The sequence below is a fragment of the Nocardia iowensis genome (assembly GCF_019222765.1).
Classification (GTDB): Bacteria; Actinomycetota; Actinomycetes; order Mycobacteriales; family Mycobacteriaceae; genus Nocardia; species Nocardia iowensis.
In genome coordinates, this window is the sequence record NZ_CP078145.1 from 5,292,613 (window position 1) to 5,310,595 (window position 17,983).

The 17,983-nt window shown below is 65.6% G+C and carries 18 protein-coding genes and 1 pseudogene; 10 read left to right on the plus strand and 9 right to left on the minus strand.

All coding sequences use genetic code 11. The annotated features are described in order from the left end of the window. Positions 1–18: 18 nt before the first annotated feature. From KV110_RS24265 to KV110_RS41850, 3 genes are all read right to left on the minus strand, one after another. A complete protein-coding gene (locus tag KV110_RS24265; RefSeq protein WP_218469585.1) occupies positions 19–741 on the minus strand; it encodes a hypothetical protein in 723 nt (240 codons plus the stop codon). Between the two features lie 156 nt (positions 742–897). Beyond that, the gene (locus tag KV110_RS24270) at positions 898–1,659 is read right to left on the minus strand and encodes a hypothetical protein (protein WP_218469586.1); all 762 of its coding nucleotides are present in this window, start codon (positions 1,657–1,659) and stop codon (positions 898–900) included. A gap of 620 nt (positions 1,660–2,279) precedes the next feature. Then, positions 2,280–3,485, minus strand: coding sequence for a PucR family transcriptional regulator (locus KV110_RS41850; protein ID WP_218469587.1), 1,206 nt, complete (start codon positions 3,483–3,485; stop codon positions 2,280–2,282). Positions 3,486–3,682: 197 nt separating this feature from the next. Here KV110_RS41850 and KV110_RS24280 point away from each other — a divergent pair, with 197 nt between their 5' ends. The 6 genes and pseudogenes from KV110_RS24280 (at position 3,683) to KV110_RS24305 (ending at position 9,135) form a co-directional block, all read left to right on the plus strand. Beyond that, positions 3,683–5,188, plus strand: coding sequence for a UbiD family decarboxylase (locus KV110_RS24280; RefSeq protein ID WP_218469588.1), 1,506 nt, complete (start codon positions 3,683–3,685; stop codon positions 5,186–5,188). A 26-nt stretch (positions 5,189–5,214) separates the two neighbouring features. Then, positions 5,215–5,616: a tautomerase family protein gene (locus tag KV110_RS24285; protein WP_218469589.1), complete on the plus strand. Its 402-nt coding sequence runs from the start codon at positions 5,215–5,217 to the stop codon at positions 5,614–5,616. A gap of 345 nt (positions 5,617–5,961) precedes the next feature. Continuing rightward, positions 5,962–6,537 (plus strand): annotated as a pseudogene (locus tag KV110_RS41595) (UbiX family flavin prenyltransferase); the annotation flags it as partial. 423 nt (positions 6,538–6,960) lie between these two features. Continuing rightward, on the plus strand, positions 6,961–8,019 hold the full coding sequence (locus tag KV110_RS24295; RefSeq protein WP_218469591.1) for a DJ-1/PfpI family protein: 1,059 nt from the start codon (positions 6,961–6,963) through the stop codon (positions 8,017–8,019). Continuing rightward, positions 8,016–8,198, plus strand: a complete 183-nt coding sequence (locus KV110_RS24300) for a nuclear transport factor 2 family protein (protein WP_218469592.1) — start codon at positions 8,016–8,018, stop codon at positions 8,196–8,198. The genes KV110_RS24295 and KV110_RS24300 overlap by 4 nt, the downstream gene beginning before the upstream one ends. 190 nt (positions 8,199–8,388) lie before the next feature. Beyond that, complete coding sequence (locus KV110_RS24305; RefSeq protein WP_218469593.1) at positions 8,389–9,135, plus strand: alpha/beta fold hydrolase; 747 nt, start codon at positions 8,389–8,391, stop codon at positions 9,133–9,135. Between the two features lie 219 nt (positions 9,136–9,354). Here KV110_RS24305 and KV110_RS24310 read toward each other — a convergent pair whose 3' ends face one another. Together KV110_RS24310 and KV110_RS24315 are read right to left on the minus strand one after the other, a co-directional pair. Beyond that, positions 9,355–9,672, minus strand: a complete 318-nt coding sequence (locus tag KV110_RS24310) for a DUF222 domain-containing protein (RefSeq protein WP_246633942.1) — start codon at positions 9,670–9,672, stop codon at positions 9,355–9,357. 441 nt (positions 9,673–10,113) lie between these two features. Next, the gene (locus KV110_RS24315) at positions 10,114–10,689 is read right to left on the minus strand and encodes a TetR/AcrR family transcriptional regulator (RefSeq protein ID WP_218469594.1); all 576 of its coding nucleotides are present in this window, start codon (positions 10,687–10,689) and stop codon (positions 10,114–10,116) included. A 96-nt stretch (positions 10,690–10,785) separates the two neighbouring features. Between KV110_RS24315 and KV110_RS24320 the strand changes: the two genes are divergently transcribed. After that, positions 10,786–11,523, plus strand: coding sequence for a creatininase family protein (locus tag KV110_RS24320; protein ID WP_218469595.1), 738 nt, complete (start codon positions 10,786–10,788; stop codon positions 11,521–11,523). A gap of 6 nt (positions 11,524–11,529) precedes the next feature. On the opposite strand, the gene KV110_RS24325 is transcribed toward KV110_RS24320, so the two are convergent. Both KV110_RS24325 and KV110_RS24330 read right to left on the minus strand, forming a co-directional pair. After that, positions 11,530–12,915 carry an amidase gene (locus tag KV110_RS24325; RefSeq protein ID WP_218469596.1) on the minus strand — a complete coding sequence of 462 codons (1,386 nt, stop codon included), beginning with the start codon at positions 12,913–12,915 and terminating at the stop codon, positions 11,530–11,532. Further along, complete coding sequence (locus tag KV110_RS24330) at positions 12,902–13,108, minus strand: hypothetical protein (protein ID WP_218469597.1); 207 nt, start codon at positions 13,106–13,108, stop codon at positions 12,902–12,904. The genes KV110_RS24325 and KV110_RS24330 overlap by 14 nt, the downstream gene beginning before the upstream one ends. Positions 13,109–13,204: 96 nt before the next feature. Here KV110_RS24330 and KV110_RS24335 point away from each other — a divergent pair, with 96 nt between their 5' ends. Continuing rightward, positions 13,205–14,110, plus strand: coding sequence for an MBL fold metallo-hydrolase (locus tag KV110_RS24335; RefSeq protein WP_218469598.1), 906 nt, complete (start codon positions 13,205–13,207; stop codon positions 14,108–14,110). Between the two features lie 387 nt (positions 14,111–14,497). On the opposite strand, the gene KV110_RS24340 is transcribed toward KV110_RS24335, so the two are convergent. Both KV110_RS24340 and KV110_RS24345 read right to left on the minus strand, forming a co-directional pair. Next, positions 14,498–15,034 (minus strand): GNAT family N-acetyltransferase, encoded by a 537-nt coding sequence (locus KV110_RS24340; RefSeq protein ID WP_246633943.1) that lies wholly within the window; start codon positions 15,032–15,034, stop codon positions 14,498–14,500. 339 nt (positions 15,035–15,373) lie between these two features. Further along, positions 15,374–15,631, minus strand: coding sequence for a hypothetical protein (locus KV110_RS24345; protein ID WP_218469599.1), 258 nt, complete (start codon positions 15,629–15,631; stop codon positions 15,374–15,376). A 528-nt stretch (positions 15,632–16,159) separates the two neighbouring features. Here KV110_RS24345 and KV110_RS24350 point away from each other — a divergent pair. Together KV110_RS24350 and KV110_RS24355 are read left to right on the plus strand one after the other, a co-directional pair. Continuing rightward, a complete protein-coding gene (locus tag KV110_RS24350; protein WP_218469600.1) occupies positions 16,160–16,591 on the plus strand; it encodes a cupin domain-containing protein in 432 nt (143 codons plus the stop codon). Positions 16,592–16,762: 171 nt separating this feature from the next. Then, positions 16,763–17,959, plus strand: a complete 1,197-nt coding sequence (locus KV110_RS24355) for a glycosyltransferase (protein WP_218469601.1) — start codon at positions 16,763–16,765, stop codon at positions 17,957–17,959. Positions 17,960–17,983 lie beyond the last annotated feature (24 nt).

Genomic DNA, 17,983 nt, shown 5'->3' on the forward strand with positions numbered 1-17,983 from the left:
GCGTGGCGGCCGTAGCGGTCACGGCTTTCGCGTTCTGGGCGATGGCGGTACGGACCCATCGGCAACCCGCGACCGCCGTTTGCCGCGCAGGTTGGTTACTCCGGCCGCGGAGACCGACAAAAGGAATACGGTCCAGAGGGAACATCGCGAGCTCCAGAACGGATCGGCGAAACGGCCGGGGTCGATGGTGGCGCAGGTGCGCAGGCCCGCGAGCACGATGCCAGCCGCAGCAGCGATCCCGAACCACAGTTGAGTCAGGCTCGGCGGTCGTGCCACGAGCACGGTCACGAACATCACCAACGTCACAACCAGCAGCCCGACCGACACGATCAGTCCGTACACGGTCGCCGGACGGCTCAACTCTCCGATGTAGTGGCGATGCCGGCCGGAATGTTCCGCAACGGCGTAGGCGAGGGCCAGCGACGCGGCGAGTATCGGCGCGGCACAAACCGCGGTCCGCGCCACGGTTGTGAAACCCCAGGCGCGCGCGAGGTAGGCGCACATGAGGCAGACAGCCGTCAACAGCACGACGTCATCGATGATCCCGGTCCATCCAGGCAGTTCCAAGTACGTATCCACAGCGTGACGCACCCACGGGTGCGTCGCCGTTCCCGACACCGCGAACAACGCCAGCACGACGGTCAGCAGGCGGGTCTTCGGCTCGGACCGCCACACCGACGTCCGCGCCACTGTCACCGCGATGGTTACTACCAGCACGGCCGCTAGCAAATTCTCGGCCATATCGGAGCTATTCCTCGAGCAATACTCTGCCATTCCGTTCCGGACAAGATTGCCGCAGCTGGCGAGACCGTCTCTGTCCTAGCCGGTCCCGGGCGCTGCGAGACCCCGCTCCGCTGCTGCGGGGCGGGGCCTGCGGCTGGTTACCGCCGGAGCAGTTCAGAACTGCGGGGCGTAGTCGACGCTCGAGGCGTTGTCGAATGCGGCAGCATCGTCGACAACCGGAGCCTCGTCGACGTTCGGGGCGTTGTCGACATTCGGATCGTGGGCGGCCCGGTTGGCTCCGTCGATGGCCCCCGCCACGGCACCGATTCCGGCGCCGACGGCAGCGCCTGCACCGGCGCCGAGGGCCACCGGAATCGCCTCGCCCGCGGCGAAGCCAAGCGCAGCCCCGCCGAGACCGCCGCCGACCGCCCCGACCAGCGCGCCGGTGGTTCCACCCAGGGCACCGCCCACCGCAGCACCGCCACCGGTGAGCAGCGGAATCAACCCGATCATCACCGGCAGGCTCGCGCCACCGTTGATAGCCGCTTCCGCCACGGCCAAGCTCGCGACGGCCCCGCCGGCCGCGGCACCCGCACCGGCACCCAGCGCGCCACCGGCCACCGTGCCCAGGGCGCCGCCGGCCAGCGCGCCGCCCGCGCCGCCGACCGCAGCGCCTGCCACGCCGAGCGGTAGACCGACGACCCCGCCGGTGATCCCGCCTGCCACCGCGCCGACCCGTCCGCCGTCGACAGCGCCCTGGAGCGCGCCCGCCTGCACGGGGTCGTCCGGAGCGGCGGCCGGCGCCTCGATCGGAGCCTCGATGGCTTGGGGCTCGTCGACAACGGCGGCGTTGGCGGCGCCGGTACCCGCGAGGGCCACCCCTGCGACGGTGGGCAGGGCGACGCAGGCGACGCAGAGAGCGTTACGAATACGCATGATGGTTCAACCTCGAATCTTGTTGGGGAACAATGTTTTCCACGACCTAGCGCAGCCCTGACCGAGCCGCACCAAATCCGTTTCATACTGTACGGCTATCGTTTCGGTCATGCCAAATCGCAAGTTGTCTCATCAAGCTTCTTTGCGACCTCTCAGTCGAGCTCGAACTCCGCGCTCACCCAGCTAAAGACCGAAATTGAGGTTCATCTGTGTGTTGCGACACATCCGACTGCGATGCACCTCCCCCGCGATACGCTGACACGGATATGTTCCACACGGCGTGCTCATGTCGACCAGAACCGCGGGACACTGCGCGTTACCGTCGGCGGTTGCCAATACACCGACCACCCGCCCAGCCGGGCCGAGCAGCCGTTCGTAGATCGATACGGCAAATGCTCCACGCGGCGTTATCGTGCGTTCTGGTTATGCGGGTGTTCCTGGAATTGCGCCGGACGGCTTGCGGGTTCGATGGATCCCACGGGCACTTGCATCACTGTGCGTTCGCGGTGATGGGGGACGAGGCGGTGTGGGCGGGTGCGACCCGAGGAGGCGGGGATCGGGGCGACGCTGGCCTGATGCGCGAACGCCGCTTCCGAGTGCATGCGTTGCGGGCGACGAGATCACGCGCCGCCCGGGCGGGGGTCGCCTCGCAACGGGGCGGTGATGGCGCAGGCGATGTCGAGGGTGAGGCGCTGCCAAGGGTCGCGGGGATCGCGGCCGGTGAGTTCGACGGCGCGGCGCAGTCGGTAGCGCAGCGTTTGGGGGTGCAGGTGAAGGTGTTCGGCGGCGGTGTTGGCCGAGGTGGCCGCCAGGTAGGCGGCCAGTCCTTCGAGTAGATGGCGCTGGCTGGGGGTGGCGAGGGGGCCCAGGACGGTTCGGGCGACGGTGTCGGGGTCGGTGGCCGGGTGGGTGGTGAGCAGTTGCACTGTGTGCGCGTCGCCGTCGTCGAGCAGGGGCCGGCTGTGGAAAGCGTGCGCGGGCGCGGAATCCAGCGCATCGGTCGCCAGACGGTAGGCGAGCGCGGTGTGGGTGTCGGCGTGCTCACTGATAAGGCACCCCCGCCATCGGCGAGCTTGGGCGGCGGCGGTGAGGGCGGGGCGAATGTGTGTGGGAAGCAGCAGGACCGCTCGATGTTCACGGACAGTGGTGAGGTGTTCGACAGGTGTGGTGGGCAGCCCTAAGTCGCGGAGGAGGTCGACGACGCCGAGCTGAGCCGGTGGCGCACCGATGGTTGGTTCGGTGACCAGGAGTACCGGCTCTGGTGGTAAGGCAACGCCGAGTTCACGGCATCGGCCGGCAAGGACGGTGGGTGAGCTGTGGCGGCCGGTGAGCAGGTCGTCGAACAGGTTGCGCAGTGCCCGGTCGTGGTCGCTGGTGAGCCGGTCGAGGGCGGCGGTGTGCCCGGCCAGGACGGCCTCGGACAGTTCGTCGATACCGGCGAGCAGGACAGCGGTTTGGGCACGCAGGTCGGCGCGGTCGAGGTGGGCGGCATCACGATCGTCCAAGACCAGATCGGAGCCGGTGAGCGCGGCGACGCGGTAGGAGCGCAGGACGGCGGTATTGGAGCGGCCGTTCTCGGCGGCGGCGGCGCCGATCGCGCGCAGCCGGTCGCGGTCCCGGTCTGTCAGCGGGCTGTCCTCACTCCAGACGTCGAGCAGCCGGACAAAAACCCACGCGGTGACATTGCGTACTTCGCGCCGTTGGTCGGCATCGAGGCCGCGGTAGGCGGGCACGGTCTCCGCGACGGCGTCCATCATTGTGTCGACAACCTCGGGCAACCGTGCTCGCAGATTGCGGACGACCGCACGCCGCTGCTCCAGTCCCATAAGATGCGTCTCGCCTTATCACTGGTTGATGAAGTTGTTTGCAGTTTAGCGCGGATTATCTTGCGCGATCCTGTCACCGAGAGCAGCGTGGATCCCGGATACGTTCATTTGCTATCGAAAAAGGCAGTGGGCTCCGATGCCCGGCCACGACGCAGGCCGGTCCGGCCGATATTCGTTGAACTCGAGGAGGCTGAAAGATGACCGATCGTTACGAAGCTCCCGGCGAACGCCGTCACCTGAAATCGATCAACGAATACCTCGACGCACTGGCGGAGCACGACGACCTGGCGCGTGTCGATGCACCGGTCGATTTGAATCTGGAACTGGGCGCAGGCGCCCGATATGCGTTCGAGAACAATCTGCCGGCCCAGTATTTCACCAACATCACCGGGTTTCCCGGGTACCGATTCCTCGGCGGTTTGGCCCCGTACTCCTCCGATGCCCGGCATCGGTGGGGACGAGTAGCGCTCGCCCTGGGATTGCCCTGGAACACGCATCCCTTGGCTATCCTCGATCGCCTGCTCGCGGTCGACTTCGACACCGATCTCATTGCGCCGGTCGTGGTCCCCGACCGCAGCGGTCGCAAGCTGCACGACACCGTAGATCTGTACGACATTCCGTCCCCGATGTTGCACGAAGGCGACGGCGGCGACTACCTCAACACGATCGGGACGATGATCGCCACGACCCCGGATGGCTCTTGGACCAACTGGCATGTGTGCCGGGTCATGCGCGTGGACGCGCAGCGCCTCACCATCTGGACCCGGGACTTTCAGCACTTCGGGATGATCTATGAGATGTGGAAAGAGGTCGGCAAGCCCATGGAGTTCGCCCTGGCGCTGGGCGTCGAACCCGCCGCGACGGTCCTGTCGGGTGGACGGGCGGCTCCCGAGCATGTGGATGAAGCGGCATTTCTGGGGGGATGGTTCGGCGAGCCCCTCGAGGTCACCCGCGCTTTCACCGTCGATCACAATGTCCCCGCGACCGCGCAGGTCGTCATCGAGGGACACATCAACATCGAGGAACGCGCCCCCGAAGGCCCCATGGGGGAATACCCCGGCTACCTCATCCCGGACGCGATCGACCTCGAGCTGGTGGGTCATGTCACGGCGATCTCCAGTGTCCCCGAACCCATCCTCGCCACCGTCCCGGCCGGCAAACCCGTCGACGACGACCACACCATCAACCACATCGGTCAGTCCGTCGTACACACGCGCACCCTGCGAGACGCCGGCCTGCCCGTGGAGCACGTGTGGGTGCCTCCCGAAGGCGCGAACCAGTTCGCCGTCGTCACCGTGACCAAGGATTGGCAGGCCAGCTGGAACAGCGACGCACAGGCATTGATTCGCCGCATCACCGACACCTTGATCGAACGCGTTCCCTTGACCATGGCCCTGGCCCGGATTCTCGTGGTGGAGAACGACATCGACCCCACCGACCTCCGCGATGTCATGTGGGCCCTGGCATCCCGGGTACGCCCTGGCAGTGATCTCGTCCTCACCGACCGACCGCTTGCCAGCCTATCGCCCCTGTTCAGCCCATACGAACGCGAAACGTTCCGCGGCCCGCTGGTCGTCCACAACGGGCTGATCGCTGGGGCCGCGACACGCTCGGTGCCCTCCACCTTCCAAGCGGTCTATCCGGAAGCAGTCAAGGCCAAGATCGAAACCCTCGTCGAAGCAAATCTCGTCGGCGCCAAGTAATCCGGAGCCGCAACAGGAGGACTGTCATGCCTTTCTACTCGTGCCGGATTCCCGCCCGATCGCTGAACCCTGCGCAGAAGCAGGCGATTGCCGAACTCATCACGACTGTCCACGCCGAAACCTTCAACGCGCCACCATCGTTCGTGCGCGTAATGTTCCACGAAGCCGCGCCCGGCGACTCGTTCCACGAGAGCCGCTCCGCCGATTTCGTCTTCGTCGAGGGGCACATCCGAGCGGGCCGCGACATAGCCCACAAGCAACGGTGCCTGGCCGGTATCTACGACGGCTGGAAGACTATCGACCCGGGCGTGCCGGACATCGAGATCATTCTGCTCGACGCGCCCGCCGCCGCCATGATGGGCAACGGCGAGATCCCGCCCGAACCCGGCCAAGAGTCGTCCGAGCTGTTGCCATCTCACACCCCCTGAGCTGATGGCGCCAACGAACGCTACTCGCCCCTAATGTGCGTGATCTCCGTGCGCGCACGCGAACCGTAAACCGAGTCGATGTGGTCGGCATCTGTCAGACCGTATGGGGGGTCACCGTCGACCACGCCGCCATGGCATTTGCGGCCGTCGTGATGGGGCCGGAGTGAAAACGGGTTGATCGCCGGGCGGTGACACGCTCGGTGCCCTCCACCTTCCAGCAGGGTGTATCCGGAAGCAGTCAACGGAAATCTCGTCGAAGCAAATCTCGTCGAAGCCAAATAATCCGAAGCTCGGTGAGCGCCCCAAAGTGCTGCCGGGCACTCCGGGCGACAAAAAGGAGAGGCGATGCGTCTGATCGTGGCGATCACGGGTGCGACCGGGGTGATTTTCGGGATCCGGTTGTTGGAGAAACTGCGTGAACTCGACGAGGACGTCGAGACCCATCTGGTCATGTCGAAGTGGGCGCGGGTGAACATTGCCACCGAAACCGACTACTCGGTGGCCGAGGTGGAGGCGCTGGCCGATGTCCTGTACCAGGAGGGCGATCAGGGGGCGGCGTTGTCGTCGGGATCGTTCCGGGTGGACGCGATGGTGGTGGTGCCGTGTTCGATGCGGACCACCGCGGCGATTCGGCACGGGCTGGCCGACACTCTGATCGTTCGGGCCGCCGATGTGGTGCTCAAGGAACGGCGGCCGTTGTGCCTGGTTCCACGCGAGACCCCGCTCAACCAGATCCACTTGGAGAACATGCTCGCGCTGGCACGGATGGGTGTGCAGATCTGCCCGGCGATGCCGGCGTTTTACCACCGGCCCCGCACCCTGGACGACATGGTCGACCACGTCGTGGTCCGGGTACTGGACCAACTCGGGCTGACCGTGAACTACGGGCGACGCTGGGAAGGACTGTCCAACGCCCGCACCGCCAGCAACCGTGAGCTCGGCCGGCGACCCGATCCCGGCCCGCGTCCCACATTGATGTGGGAAGCCGCGGCCGAGGACTCCGCGGCCGAAGCGTTGCGTCGATGGGCCAAACACGACCTGCGGCAAAGCGTTCGAGACTGCGATCCAGACGCGCAGATCGAGGTGTACCACAGCCACGACGGCCGCGTCGTTGTGATCGCGACCGGCGATATCGCACAGGTGCAACCGCCGACTCCGCCGACCGCGCTGGTGCGCCGCGCCCCACACGTGTGGCGATTCGTCCGCGACGACGAGCAACCCTCCGAGGACCACCGCCCGGGACATCGCCGAGCAACAATTCGCTTGCTATCAGGACGTTAGGAGACCAGGAAATAACCGGACCTGCGCGTATCGATGAAAACGAACCGAAAGGGGAATTCCGCCATGAGTGATACCGCCACCGGGCGCCCGAAGGCGCTGATCATGATCTCCTCGGCGCGGCAGGTGCCATTGGCCGAACCCGCCGGAACGAGTTTCTCCTCGGGGTTCTTCCTGAGCGAGATGGGCCCCCTGTTGCAGGATTTCCGTCGTGACCACGACTTTGTTTTCGCAACCCCGGACGGTCGGCCTCCGCAGTTGGACGTCAACGGCCTGTTCCTCGCCGGCTACGCCACGCCCGATGAGCGGGCCGAGGTGGACGCGCAGGCCGCGGCCGCTCAGTCGGCAGCCGACTTCGACGCCGAGGCCTTGCGGCGCGACAATCCCGAACTGGTGGCGCGCCGCGACCGCGAACTGCAGACCGCCTACGACCTGATCGGTCGGATCACCGTATCGGAAATCCTGCCCGGCACCGAGAAAGAGGTCGCCTCGATCCGCGACGAGGTCGCCGAGACCTTCCAGAAGCTGCCCGCTCAGGAATGGCTCTCGGCCAAGGACCTCATCGACCGCGACCGTGACCCGGCCGACTCGTTCGATCTGGGCGAGTTCGCCTTTGTCCACCTGCCCGGCGGTCACGCCCCCGTCGTCGACTTCGGTGACAACCCGTATCTCGGCGAGCTACTCAATACCTTGCACGACAAGGGCGTGGTTGTTTCCATGATCTGTCACGGCCCGCTGGCGCTGGTCTCCACCAAATACCGCGTCACCGACGACGGCAAGGTCACCACCGGCGGTGACCGCCCTCTGGCCGGAGCGCACGTCACGACTCTCGCCAAGCAGCTCGAACAGTCTTCAGCCGACGCTTCGAAAGGCGGCTACCTCGCGTATCTCGCGATCCCGGGCAAACACACCCGGTTGATCGAGTATGTCGAGGATCGGCTCCGAGAAGCGGAATACCAGGTCGATGTTCCGGCCGTTCCCACCGATCCCCTGGCGATCTACGACGAGGACAGAAACCTCCTCACCGGCGACGGTCCCCAGGCCATGGCCGTACAGACCGCCCAGCTCCGCACCATCCTCGCCCAGACGAAGGCACCAAAATCGGCCAACTCGCCAGCCCCATGATTTTCACCGCGAACCGTTTCATCACCGAGGATGATTACGTTGTGGTCCAATTCCGCGGGCAGGCCATCACCAAACAGGGGCGGCCCTACAACAACACCTATTGCTGGGTCTGTCGCCTCTCCGACGGGCAGCTCCGGGAGGCCACCGAGTACGCAGACACCCAGGTGGTGATCGACTAGCTGGGTACCCCGCGTAGCGGCCGTATGCAGTACGCCTGCCACGCGCTCACACCGGCATTTCGGGATGTGCTGAGCCGCAGCGTGTCTCGGCCCGCACGCGCGGTATGCGGCATTCCGGACGTGTCGGCTGTGCGGTCGGTCGGCGTCCATCTTGATGGTGATCATGTTCGACCTACCGTAAGGATTCCTCGTGACAGCAGTATTCGTGAACGGCAATCCCGAGAGCGCAGCGATCTGGGATCCGCTGCTGGCCGTACTGGACCGCACCGATGTGCTGCGCCTGTCTCCGCCCGGGTTCGGAGCGCCCATACCGGCAGGTTTCGACTGCACGGTGGGGAGCTACCGCGACTGGCTGGTCGCCGAGTTGGTGGCGCTCGGTGAGCCGGTCGACCTGGTCGGTCACGATCTAGGCGGCAGCACCGTCGTCGGCGTCGCCATGGCTCGGCCGGACCTGTTGCGAACCTGGGCCAGCGACTCCCTGGGCGTGTTCGACCCCGATTACGTCTGGCACGGACAGGCCCTGCAATGGCAGACATCCGGAGTCGGTGAGAAGTCGATCGCGGACTGGATGGGCGGCACGGCAGACGACCGCGTCGAGCGCATGGTCGCGATGGGGCTCACCAGGCCGGTCGCCACCCGGCTCGCCGCCGCCCAGGGCCCGGAGATGGGCCGGGCCATTCTCGCCTTCTACCGCTCCGCCGCCCAGCCGACCATGGCCGAACTAGGCCGAAACCTCCCCGCCGCAGCCGAACGTCCAGGTCTGGCCGTCCTCGGCACCGAGGATCGGTTTGTCGGCTCCGAGGAGATGCGTCGCCGGTCCGCGGCCCGCGCGGGTGCTCGTGTCGCCGCCCTCGACGGTCTCGGCCACTACTGGATGGTGCAGGACCCAGTCCGCAGCGCACGAGTACTCACCTCGTTCTGGGCCGAATACGACTGACCAATCCGCGAGCTGTCATCGGCAGATCAGTGCGTTCGGCGGGTCGAGATGAGCTCGGCTCGTTGATCTTTCAGTCCTGCCACGTGGCCGTATCGAACCGCCCCCTCCCGCAATACGGCACCTTTCGAACGAGCCGCATTGGACGCGGCCCGTGCTGGCGCTTACACGACGAACGGCCGGTCGGCCCTCCGAACAGAGGTCGAGCACCAGGGCTCGGCATCAACTTGCTGCCGCCAGCACCCTCCACTTCTTCCTGGAACGCGAGCGGGCCTGCGGAGCCGCGTATTCGATTCGCCGACGCGCTTCGTAGGCACTGATTCGCAGCAGATCAGTCAATAGCTCCACGGTATCCCGATAGCCGGTGTCTGCGGCGAGGCCGCGACGCTCGGCTTCGGCGACGGCCGCGCGCATGGCAGCGTCCAGTCGCCTCCGGCGGCGTTCGGTTTCGACGAGGGTGCGCAGCAAGTCGACATCGGCCAGTTCCGGCCATCCCGGCGCTGGAGCATCCGGCGCCAGCGCGGTCGAATGTATGTTCACCCGAACCAGCCTACCGCAATATAGAACATATGTTCGATAGTTCGGCTTGCTGGGCATGTTCGGGCCTGGCGTCACTTGTCGGACTGTTGGCGCCCTGCCCGGCGTGGCGCATTCGCACGCAATTCGGCTACTTAAGACTGGCGCTAGGGCCTGATCCCGGCCAGGATCGGGTCCAGGTGCCCGGTGAGGAGCTCCCAAATCGGCTGCCCACCTGCGTCATTGGTGTTACCCAACAAGGCTTGCCTCTCACCGTCACCGTGGCGGGAATGGCTGAAGGAGTGCGGGTTCAGGCGATCATCGCAACACTTCGTTGAGTGCTTTGATGGTGTCTTGACGCCTAGGGTTTGTCGAGGGCGCTTTAGCGTGCCGTTGAATTACCTTGCAGCCCAAGCGATTCACCACGACTCACACCTCCGCCGAGCGCGGTGCACATGCCCGAGATCAGGTCCGGCGAGGACCGAGCCCTTTCAAGGCGTTCTCGACGAGAAGGCGTGCGTAGTCCTGCGGCATTGGATGCGGCCGGAATTGGATGCGATACATCATCGGTGCGACAACATGATCGATCAGGGTTTCGACGTCGGGGGCCAATTCGCCGCGACCCACCGCGCGGGAAAGGATCAGTTCGATCTGCTCGACCGCATAGTCCGAGCAGGCTCCAGCATTGCCACTGTCGGGGTCGCCGAGCAGGGCATCGCGGATGTAGGCCCGCCCCGGGTCCGCGGACATCTCCTCCAAGAATTGCTCTGCCCACGCGGTCAAATCGGCGGCCAGGCTGCCATGGTCGGCCGGCGCCGATTCGGGGCGCAGGCGTTCGACCGCGACGTCGGAAAGCAATTCCTGCAGATCACCCCACCTGCGATAGATCGTCGACGGTGTGACACCGGCCCGTGCCGCGATGAGCGGCACGGTCAGTGTGTCGCGTCCACTTTCAGACTCCAGTTCCCGGACGGCCGTGTGCACAGACTGCTGTACTCGCGCACTGCGGCCGCCAGGGCGGGTCATGGGCTTGGGGCTCATACCGACCATGTTAAAGCAAAGTATTTGCTTCTAGACCGAGCGACCCCTTAAGCTCGCTAACGCTAATAAATTGCTTTAAGCTGCTGGGAGAACCACATGACCGAGAACCGATGGAACCACCTCACCGCCGCGGAACTTCGTGCACTGGCGGCACACGATGCCGTCGTACTGTTGCCGATCGGATCCACCGAACAGCACGGTCCACACCTACCCACCGGGGTAGACGACTTCCTGGCTACCGAGGTGTGCATGCGGGCCGCCCGCGTCGGCACCGCACGCCCGGTGGTCGTCGCACCCTCGATCTGGTGCGGTCTCGCCGAATACCACATGGGGTTCGGCGGCACGATGACCCTCACGCTGTCCACGTTGCATGCGCTGCTGCGCGATATCTGCCGATCGATCCTGCGGGCCGGATTCGACCGGATCCTGATCGTCAACGGCCACGGCGGGAACGTGACCGCCCTGCACGCACTCGTCGGCGAACTGTCCGCGGAACTTGGTACATCGATCGCCGTCACCAGCTATTTCACCGTCGGACGCGCGGTGGTGCGCGACATCCTGGACACCCAGGACGCGTTGATGCACGCGTGCGAGGGTGAAACCTCGATGGTCATGGCCCTGCATCCGCACCTGGTGCATCTCGAAGCAATGACGGACGGGCCCACGATCGGCCTCCTGTTCGACGATGTCGATCCAGTCCATGTCCCGGTGCCGTTCGAGTCCGTGAGCGAATCAGGAGTAGCCGGTAACGCCCGGGCGGCGACCGCCGCGAAAGGTCTTGCGCTGCTGGATGGTTGCGCCCGGGAGTTGGCCAACGTCATTGATCGGCTCTGACGCAAGTCAGGCGGGCATCGCGAGTTTGCGAGCGGGGTTGGCCTGTTCATAGGCGTGCCCCACCCGCAACAGCTCCGCCTCACCATGTGGTCGGCCGAGCAGCTGCATGCCGACCGGCAGACCTGAGCCGTCGTGGCCGACCGGAAGCGTCAGGGCGGGCACCCCGGTGATATTCGCGGGCGACGACAATCGGACATAGCAATCCGCGACAGTTTCCACCGTGCCGTCCGGCCAGCCGACAAGCTCCTGGCCGGATTCGACAGCGGTCACCGGAACGGTCGGCGCCGCAATCACATCGACCTCAGCCAGCATGCGGACCCATGCCTCCCGCATCAGGACGCGAGCACGCTGGGCGCGCAGGTAGTCCCCGGCGGACACGAGCGCACCCGCCTCCAGCAGCACCCGGACCTCGTCCGTGTAGCGGTCGGGAACCGAGCGCAAACTCCTTTCGTGGTAGGCACTCGCTTCCGGCACCATCAACCCCCAGTGAGTCGCCTGGATATACCGCGTCATCGGAATTTCGATTTCGACCAATTCCGCACCAAGCGAGCGCAATTGCGCGATGGCGGCACGGACCGCGCCCTCGACCTCAGGATCGACCCGGTCGAAATAGTAGTTGCGCGGTACACCGACCCGAACCCCCCGCAGGTCGGCATCGAGCCCGTGCTCGATCGATGCACGCGACTGGCCGACCGAGCCGCGTGGGCCGTATCCAGCCAGCGCGCCAAGCACCACAGCGGCGTCGGAGACCGTGCGGGTAATCGGACCGATGTGGTCCAGCGACCACGACAGTGCGATCACGCCGTCCTGCGGTATCAGGCCGTAGGTCGGTTTGAGTCCGACAACCCCGTTCAACGCGGCAGGCACTCGAATCGACCCGCCCGTGTCGGTACCCAGCGCGAACGTCGCCGCGCCCACCGCGACCGCCACGGCCGACCCGCCACTGGAGCCACCGGCGACCCGTCTGGAATCCCATGCGTTCTTGGTCTGCGGAGTGGTCAGGCCGTAGGCGAATTCGTGGGTGTGCGTCTTGCCGACCAACACCGCGCCAGCCGCGGTCAACCGCGCGGCGACCGCGCTGTCCGCGGTGGCTCGATGTCGCGCACGCACCCTCGAACTGGCGGTAGTCGGCACGCCGCCGACGTCGATCAGATCCTTCAGCGCCATCGGGATTCCGCGCAATGGATCAACCGCGTCGACCGCGGTGGCTGCGCGTTCGAGATTTCGCGCAGCTCGGCGTGCCCGTTCGGCCGTGACCGTGACGTAGGCCCCCAGTCGCGGCTCGGTGTGTTCGATCCGGTCCAACACTGAGTCGACCAGCTCGACCGGGGACAGGCGTCGCGCTCGCAATGCCTCGGCCGCGTCGACCAGCGACAGCTCATACGGTCGCATCGGTCGCCTCCGTCCGCCGGTCCGACGCCGCCAGCGGTGGTGTCTCGCCGAAATCCAGCTCGCGCAGCACGGATACGACGTCATGCACATGGTCGGCGGTGGCCGCGACAACTGCGGACCGGTCGGCGGCCAACGAGAGGCCATGGCGGCCCGCCCATCGGCCGACCTCGTCCGCGGTGAGTTCGGTAGACATCCACATTCCTCTCAAAAGCTAATCGTTTGCATTAAGTGACCCTAGGGCCTAATGTCCACTAACGCAAACGGTAAGCTTTTACGAACGGAGAGTGCCATGCCCAACACACCGACTTCGTGGCACGTAGGCAGCCTGGTCGTCCATCGCGTGGACGAGGTTCCACTACCTCCGCCCACCGGTTCCTGGTTATTTCCTACTGCGACAACAGCTCTCATCGCCGAACAGCGCTGGCTCCATCCGGATTTCGCCGATGAGGAAGGGGCGCTGCGGCTTTCGAGCCACACCTTCGCTGTCAAGGCATCCGGGCTGCGAATCCTGGTCGATACCGGCATCGGCAACGGCAAGACCCGGGCGAATCCCGCATGGCACAACCTGCGCAGCGACTACCTCAGACGCCTATCCGCGGTCGGCTTCGCCCCCGACGCCGTCGACCTGGTGATCATGACCCACCTGCACACCGACCACGTCGGATGGAACACGTACGCGGTCGACGGCACCTGGATGCCCACCTTTCCCAACGCCCGCTACCTCGCCTCGCGCACCGAGTGGGAGTTCTGGGCCGGCTACGACATGGACGCGCCACGCAGGCAGATGTTCCGGGACTCGATCGACCCGATCGAGGACGCGGGATTGCTCGACCTGATCGATGTTCCGGACGCCGGCACCGACATCATCCCGGGCCTACAACTGATCCCCACCCCAGGACACACTCCAGGCCAGGTCGCGGTGCGACTCGACGACGGCGAAGCGGCGGCGCTGATCACCGGCGACTGCATCCACCACCCCATCCAGCTCGCCCACCCCGACATCGTCAGCTGCGTCGACATCGACCCGACCCAGGCGGCGGCGACCCGACGCACATTGCTCGCCTCCCTTGCCGACACCGACACCCTGCTGCTCGGCAGCCACTTCCCGCCACCCACCGCAGGCCGCGTGATTCGCGTTGCGGACACCTACCGATTGACCTCCACGCACGCCGAAACCCAAACCGCCACTTGGTAAAACACATCGGCCGCGCCGCAGCCAGCAACGAGTTCGGCGAGCCGATCTGTTTCCCACCATGCGCCAGTTCTCCTGCGGAGATTGCAGATTCGGCCATTGCGGCATGCGCGTTTCGATAAACGCGACAGTCCACGGTGCCGTTCGGGCTCAATCATCGACGCCGAGGAAACTCGTGACAGAGCGTGGCTACTGTCCTTTCGAGCAAGTCCCAGCGAGGACGCCGACCACGGCCTCGCGGCTTGACCTCGCCGGGATTCAGCGCCTGCTGGGGCATGCCGTCCGAAGGCCGCTCAGCCGGTGACGCCGGGACATGGCTGGCGGCCAGGACCGCGCGGTGGCGCCAGAATGTGCGGGCCGTGGCAACTGCACCGCGTGAGACATCGAGAGTCAGCGCATCAGCTTGTGGAAGATGAGGAAGTCGCACGGGGTGGCGAGCAGCGGCACCAGGTGCGGGTAGCTCTCCTCCAGCTCACCTTTACGCTCGAGGACGTACCCGAGCCGCAGATACCAACCGCGCAAAAACTCCTTCACCGGATGCGCCCAGCTGCGGGGCACCAGTAGCTCCAGCTGCACCGTCCGCGCTCCCCGATCGACACAGTGGCGCTCGGCGAAATCGACCAGGGCCCGGCCGATTCCGGTGCCGCGCTGCTCGGGCGCACACACCAGCATGCCGAATTCGCCGATGCCGTCGGCCAATTGCTGAATGCAGACGGCACCAACGACCCGGCCATCCTCATCGCGCGCCACGGCGACCTGTCCGGCGGTGATCAACCCCGCCAGCTCGGATGTCGTTGTGCGGCTGGCGCCGTCGCGCCACAGGCCCTCTTCGGCCACCTCGTACACCCGATTCACCAGATCGGTAACCTCCGCGACCAGCGCGGTATCGCCCGCCGCCTCCGTCGGCACCATCTCGATGAACACCATCGGTACTCCTTCTCGCATCGTGACGTTCCTCGCGTCCGCTTCCGCGCCCATGATCACATCCATGTATACCCGTGGCACATGAATTGGTGCTCGGGACGTATTTCCGCGGCGACGGGTTGTTCGTACCGTCGGGTGACACCCCGTGCCGAGCGCGACAAACCGAAGGCGAACCGTCAAGGCCCTGGTTGCCGCACATGCCAACGACGACAACGCCATTCGCCATCAAATCCTGCACCGCGGAATCAACGAGGCCGAAACCAAGCTGGAGCGAACCGGCCTGAGTAGTGGGGCTGTTGGGGCGCCGATGGCGAACGCGGAACGCTGAATTCGATCGCGGGATCAGGCCCTGGCGGGCTCCTCGGTGTCCTCGAAGTTGAAGTAGACGGCCAGCAGGAACGGCTCCAGCTCGCCGTACGCCCAGGTCCACGAGACGTCTATCAGGAAGACATTGTGCTGGCTGATCCACTGCTGCGCCTTCCCGAACACCTCTGCGGCGGTGCCAGCAGAGAACTGCCGGCAGGCTATGGGGTGGACCTGGGAGTCTTCGTCGGAATCGTCGAAGCCGGGCGGGATGTCGATGCAATAGTCGGGATTCATGTTCGAATTATGCCGAGTGGGATCCGGAGGCAACTCGGTCCTGCCTGCCGCCGAATGAACGGTGGCTGCCAGAATCGTTGGCGCACAATCGATCCAGGTCATCACACTACTCCGCAGCCCACCCGACATCTCGTTCCGAAGCGTTGCGTCAAACCCCTGGTATGACATGGGTGACGGGCAGACCCCAAGCTCGAAATAACGCCGAGCACCTCGACCTACACCGTCGATACTGCGAATGGAGGGGCCCCCTCGTCCTTCAGCTTTCGACAAGGAAGACTCGAGTGCCTGTCGTGACAGGTGAGGTCGCAAATTCAGGTGTCACGCGTTACCGGAGAAGCCCAGCCAATGAATGACCTGGGCAGGACCCGACAGCCATGTGGCGCATCGTCCAACTTGACCATGCCGCAGCGGCATGGACTGGACTACCCAGTGCCCGCATGTGCAGTGGCTTGCATAGCACTGCGTGCGGCCGCACCGGACCGGACAAGCACGCGAGCGCGATTCCGATCATCGAGAAAGAGATTCATGATGTCCATTGCACGAAAGTTCGTCATCAGCGTCTCCGCGATCGCCGGATGCCTGCTCGCGGCGCCGGTCGCAGGCGCCACCCCGACCGCCGGGGTCGAAGTGACGACGCTGGCCGAGACCACGGTCGCCGGTACGCATTACGTCCTGCGCGAGCTGACGCTGCAGCCCGGCGCGACCACCGGATGGCACTATCACGACGGCCCGCTGTACGCGGTCGTGCGCAACGGCGTACTGAGCCATTATGATTCGAGCTGCGCCGTCGACGGATCCCACGGACCGGGCCACACGATCGTCGAGCCCAGCGGACCGGGGTACGTCCACATCGGCAGGAATCAAGGCAGCCATCCCGTCGTACTCGACGTCCTGTACATGTTGCCGGTCGGCGCCCCGCCGTCCCAGGACGTCCCGAATCCGGGCTGCCCATTCCAGTAGCCCGCGAACACTTCAGGCTAACCAACGGGAGCGATACCAGCTGCTCGCCCCCGTTGGTTAGCCGTCCATAGTTTCCAACGCACAAAAGTATCGATGACCGTGAGAGCAAAGGAGAACCGTGAGGCGACGACAGAACGGCGAGAAGTTCGTCAACGGTGAGAAGGAAGCTCCATGCGTGTTCTTCTGACCACCCAGCCCGGCCACGGACATTTCGATCCGATGATTCCCTACGCCAACGCATTCCGGGCCGCCGGTCATGAGGTACGGGTCGCGAGCAGCGCGCCGTTCGCCCGGGTCGTCGAGGCGGCCGGCTTCGATTTCACCGCTATCGGAACGCATTTCCGATGGGACGATGTCGAGACGACGTTCCCCGAGTTCGTCGATTACGCGCGCCGGGGTCAGGGACTGGAGTATTCCAGCGAATTCAGCTGGACCACATGGAATCCGGCGGCGGCTCGTGACCTGCTCGCCTCGTTCGACAGTTGGCGGCCGGACGTCATGATCCGCGAGTTCGCCGAGAACGGCGCCACGCTCGCCGGGCAAGTGGCCGACATTCCCGTGATCTGCGCCTCGTGGTCGGCCCTGCCGACCGATGCACGACGCTGGGGGTCGGTGATCAACTGGCCGCGAGTGCTCGACCATTACGCCAGTACCGCGAGGACCTTCGGGATCGAACACGACGACGCCGAGGCGGTATGGAACCGACAGCTGACGCTCACCGGCCTGCCTCCGTCGTGGTTCAGCGGGGGCAACACGGGCCCGACGGTGCGGCATCTGCGCCTGCCACTGGCCGACGGGCCGGACGCGCCCGGCCCGGATTGGCTGGACACGCTCGGCCGCGAACGTCCGCTCGTTTACGCGACCCTGGGCACGGTTTTCAATCGGATGCGTAAGCCACGCCGAGCCGTGATCGATGGCCTGGCCGAACTCGACGCGGATGTCCTGCTGACGGTCGGGCGCACTGTCGACCCGGATACGATCGGTTCGATTCCGCCGCGAATGCGCGTCGAACGCTTTGTGCCCCAGGGCTATGCCCTTTCCAAGGCGTTTCTGGCGGTCAGCCACGCGGGGCTGGGCACCATGCTCGGCGCGATCTATCACGGCGTGCCGATGGTGTCGCTCGTTCTCGGCGCCGAACATTCCATCAACGCGGCCAGCGCCGCGGAGGCCGGACTGGCGCTCCCACTGAGCCTGGACGAGATCGACGCCGCCACGATCGCCGCCACCGCGACGCGGGCATTGCACGACCGTGCGCTGCGGACCAGATCCACCGCGGTTCGGAAGGAGTGCGAAGACCTGGAAACCATCGACTGTCTCGTGCCACTCGCCGAGATCTACGCCGAGAACGGCACCACCCTTCCGAACTGATCTCGTTGAACCCTTCCCGCCGCC

What these genes read in the sequence shown, in the direction of transcription:
- KV110_RS24265 (WP_218469585.1), bottom strand. Translation starts at nt 741, where the DNA reads ATGGCCGAGAATTTGCTAGCGGCCGTGCTGGTAGTAACCATCGCGGTG.
- KV110_RS24270 (WP_218469586.1), bottom strand. Translation starts at nt 1,659, where the DNA reads ATGCGTATTCGTAACGCTCTCTGCGTCGCCTGCGTCGCCCTGCCCACC.
- KV110_RS41850 (WP_218469587.1), bottom strand. Translation starts at nt 3,485, where the DNA reads ATGGGACTGGAGCAGCGGCGTGCGGTCGTCCGCAATCTGCGAGCACGG.
- KV110_RS24280 (WP_218469588.1), top strand. Translation starts at nt 3,683, where the DNA reads ATGACCGATCGTTACGAAGCTCCCGGCGAACGCCGTCACCTGAAATCG.
- KV110_RS24285 (WP_218469589.1), top strand. Translation starts at nt 5,215, where the DNA reads ATGCCTTTCTACTCGTGCCGGATTCCCGCCCGATCGCTGAACCCTGCG.
- KV110_RS24295 (WP_218469591.1), top strand. Translation starts at nt 6,961, where the DNA reads ATGAGTGATACCGCCACCGGGCGCCCGAAGGCGCTGATCATGATCTCC.
- KV110_RS24300 (WP_218469592.1), top strand. Translation starts at nt 8,016, where the DNA reads ATGATTTTCACCGCGAACCGTTTCATCACCGAGGATGATTACGTTGTG.
- KV110_RS24315 (WP_218469594.1), bottom strand. Translation starts at nt 10,689, where the DNA reads ATGAGCCCCAAGCCCATGACCCGCCCTGGCGGCCGCAGTGCGCGAGTA.
- KV110_RS24320 (WP_218469595.1), top strand. Translation starts at nt 10,786, where the DNA reads ATGACCGAGAACCGATGGAACCACCTCACCGCCGCGGAACTTCGTGCA.
- KV110_RS24325 (WP_218469596.1), bottom strand. Translation starts at nt 12,915, where the DNA reads ATGCGACCGTATGAGCTGTCGCTGGTCGACGCGGCCGAGGCATTGCGA.
- KV110_RS24330 (WP_218469597.1), bottom strand. Translation starts at nt 13,108, where the DNA reads ATGTCTACCGAACTCACCGCGGACGAGGTCGGCCGATGGGCGGGCCGC.
- KV110_RS24335 (WP_218469598.1), top strand. Translation starts at nt 13,205, where the DNA reads ATGCCCAACACACCGACTTCGTGGCACGTAGGCAGCCTGGTCGTCCAT.
- KV110_RS24340 (WP_246633943.1), bottom strand. Translation starts at nt 15,034, where the DNA reads ATGGTGTTCATCGAGATGGTGCCGACGGAGGCGGCGGGCGATACCGCG.
- KV110_RS24345 (WP_218469599.1), bottom strand. Translation starts at nt 15,631, where the DNA reads ATGAATCCCGACTATTGCATCGACATCCCGCCCGGCTTCGACGATTCC.
- KV110_RS24350 (WP_218469600.1), top strand. Translation starts at nt 16,160, where the DNA reads ATGTCCATTGCACGAAAGTTCGTCATCAGCGTCTCCGCGATCGCCGGA.
- KV110_RS24355 (WP_218469601.1), top strand. Translation starts at nt 16,763, where the DNA reads ATGCGTGTTCTTCTGACCACCCAGCCCGGCCACGGACATTTCGATCCG.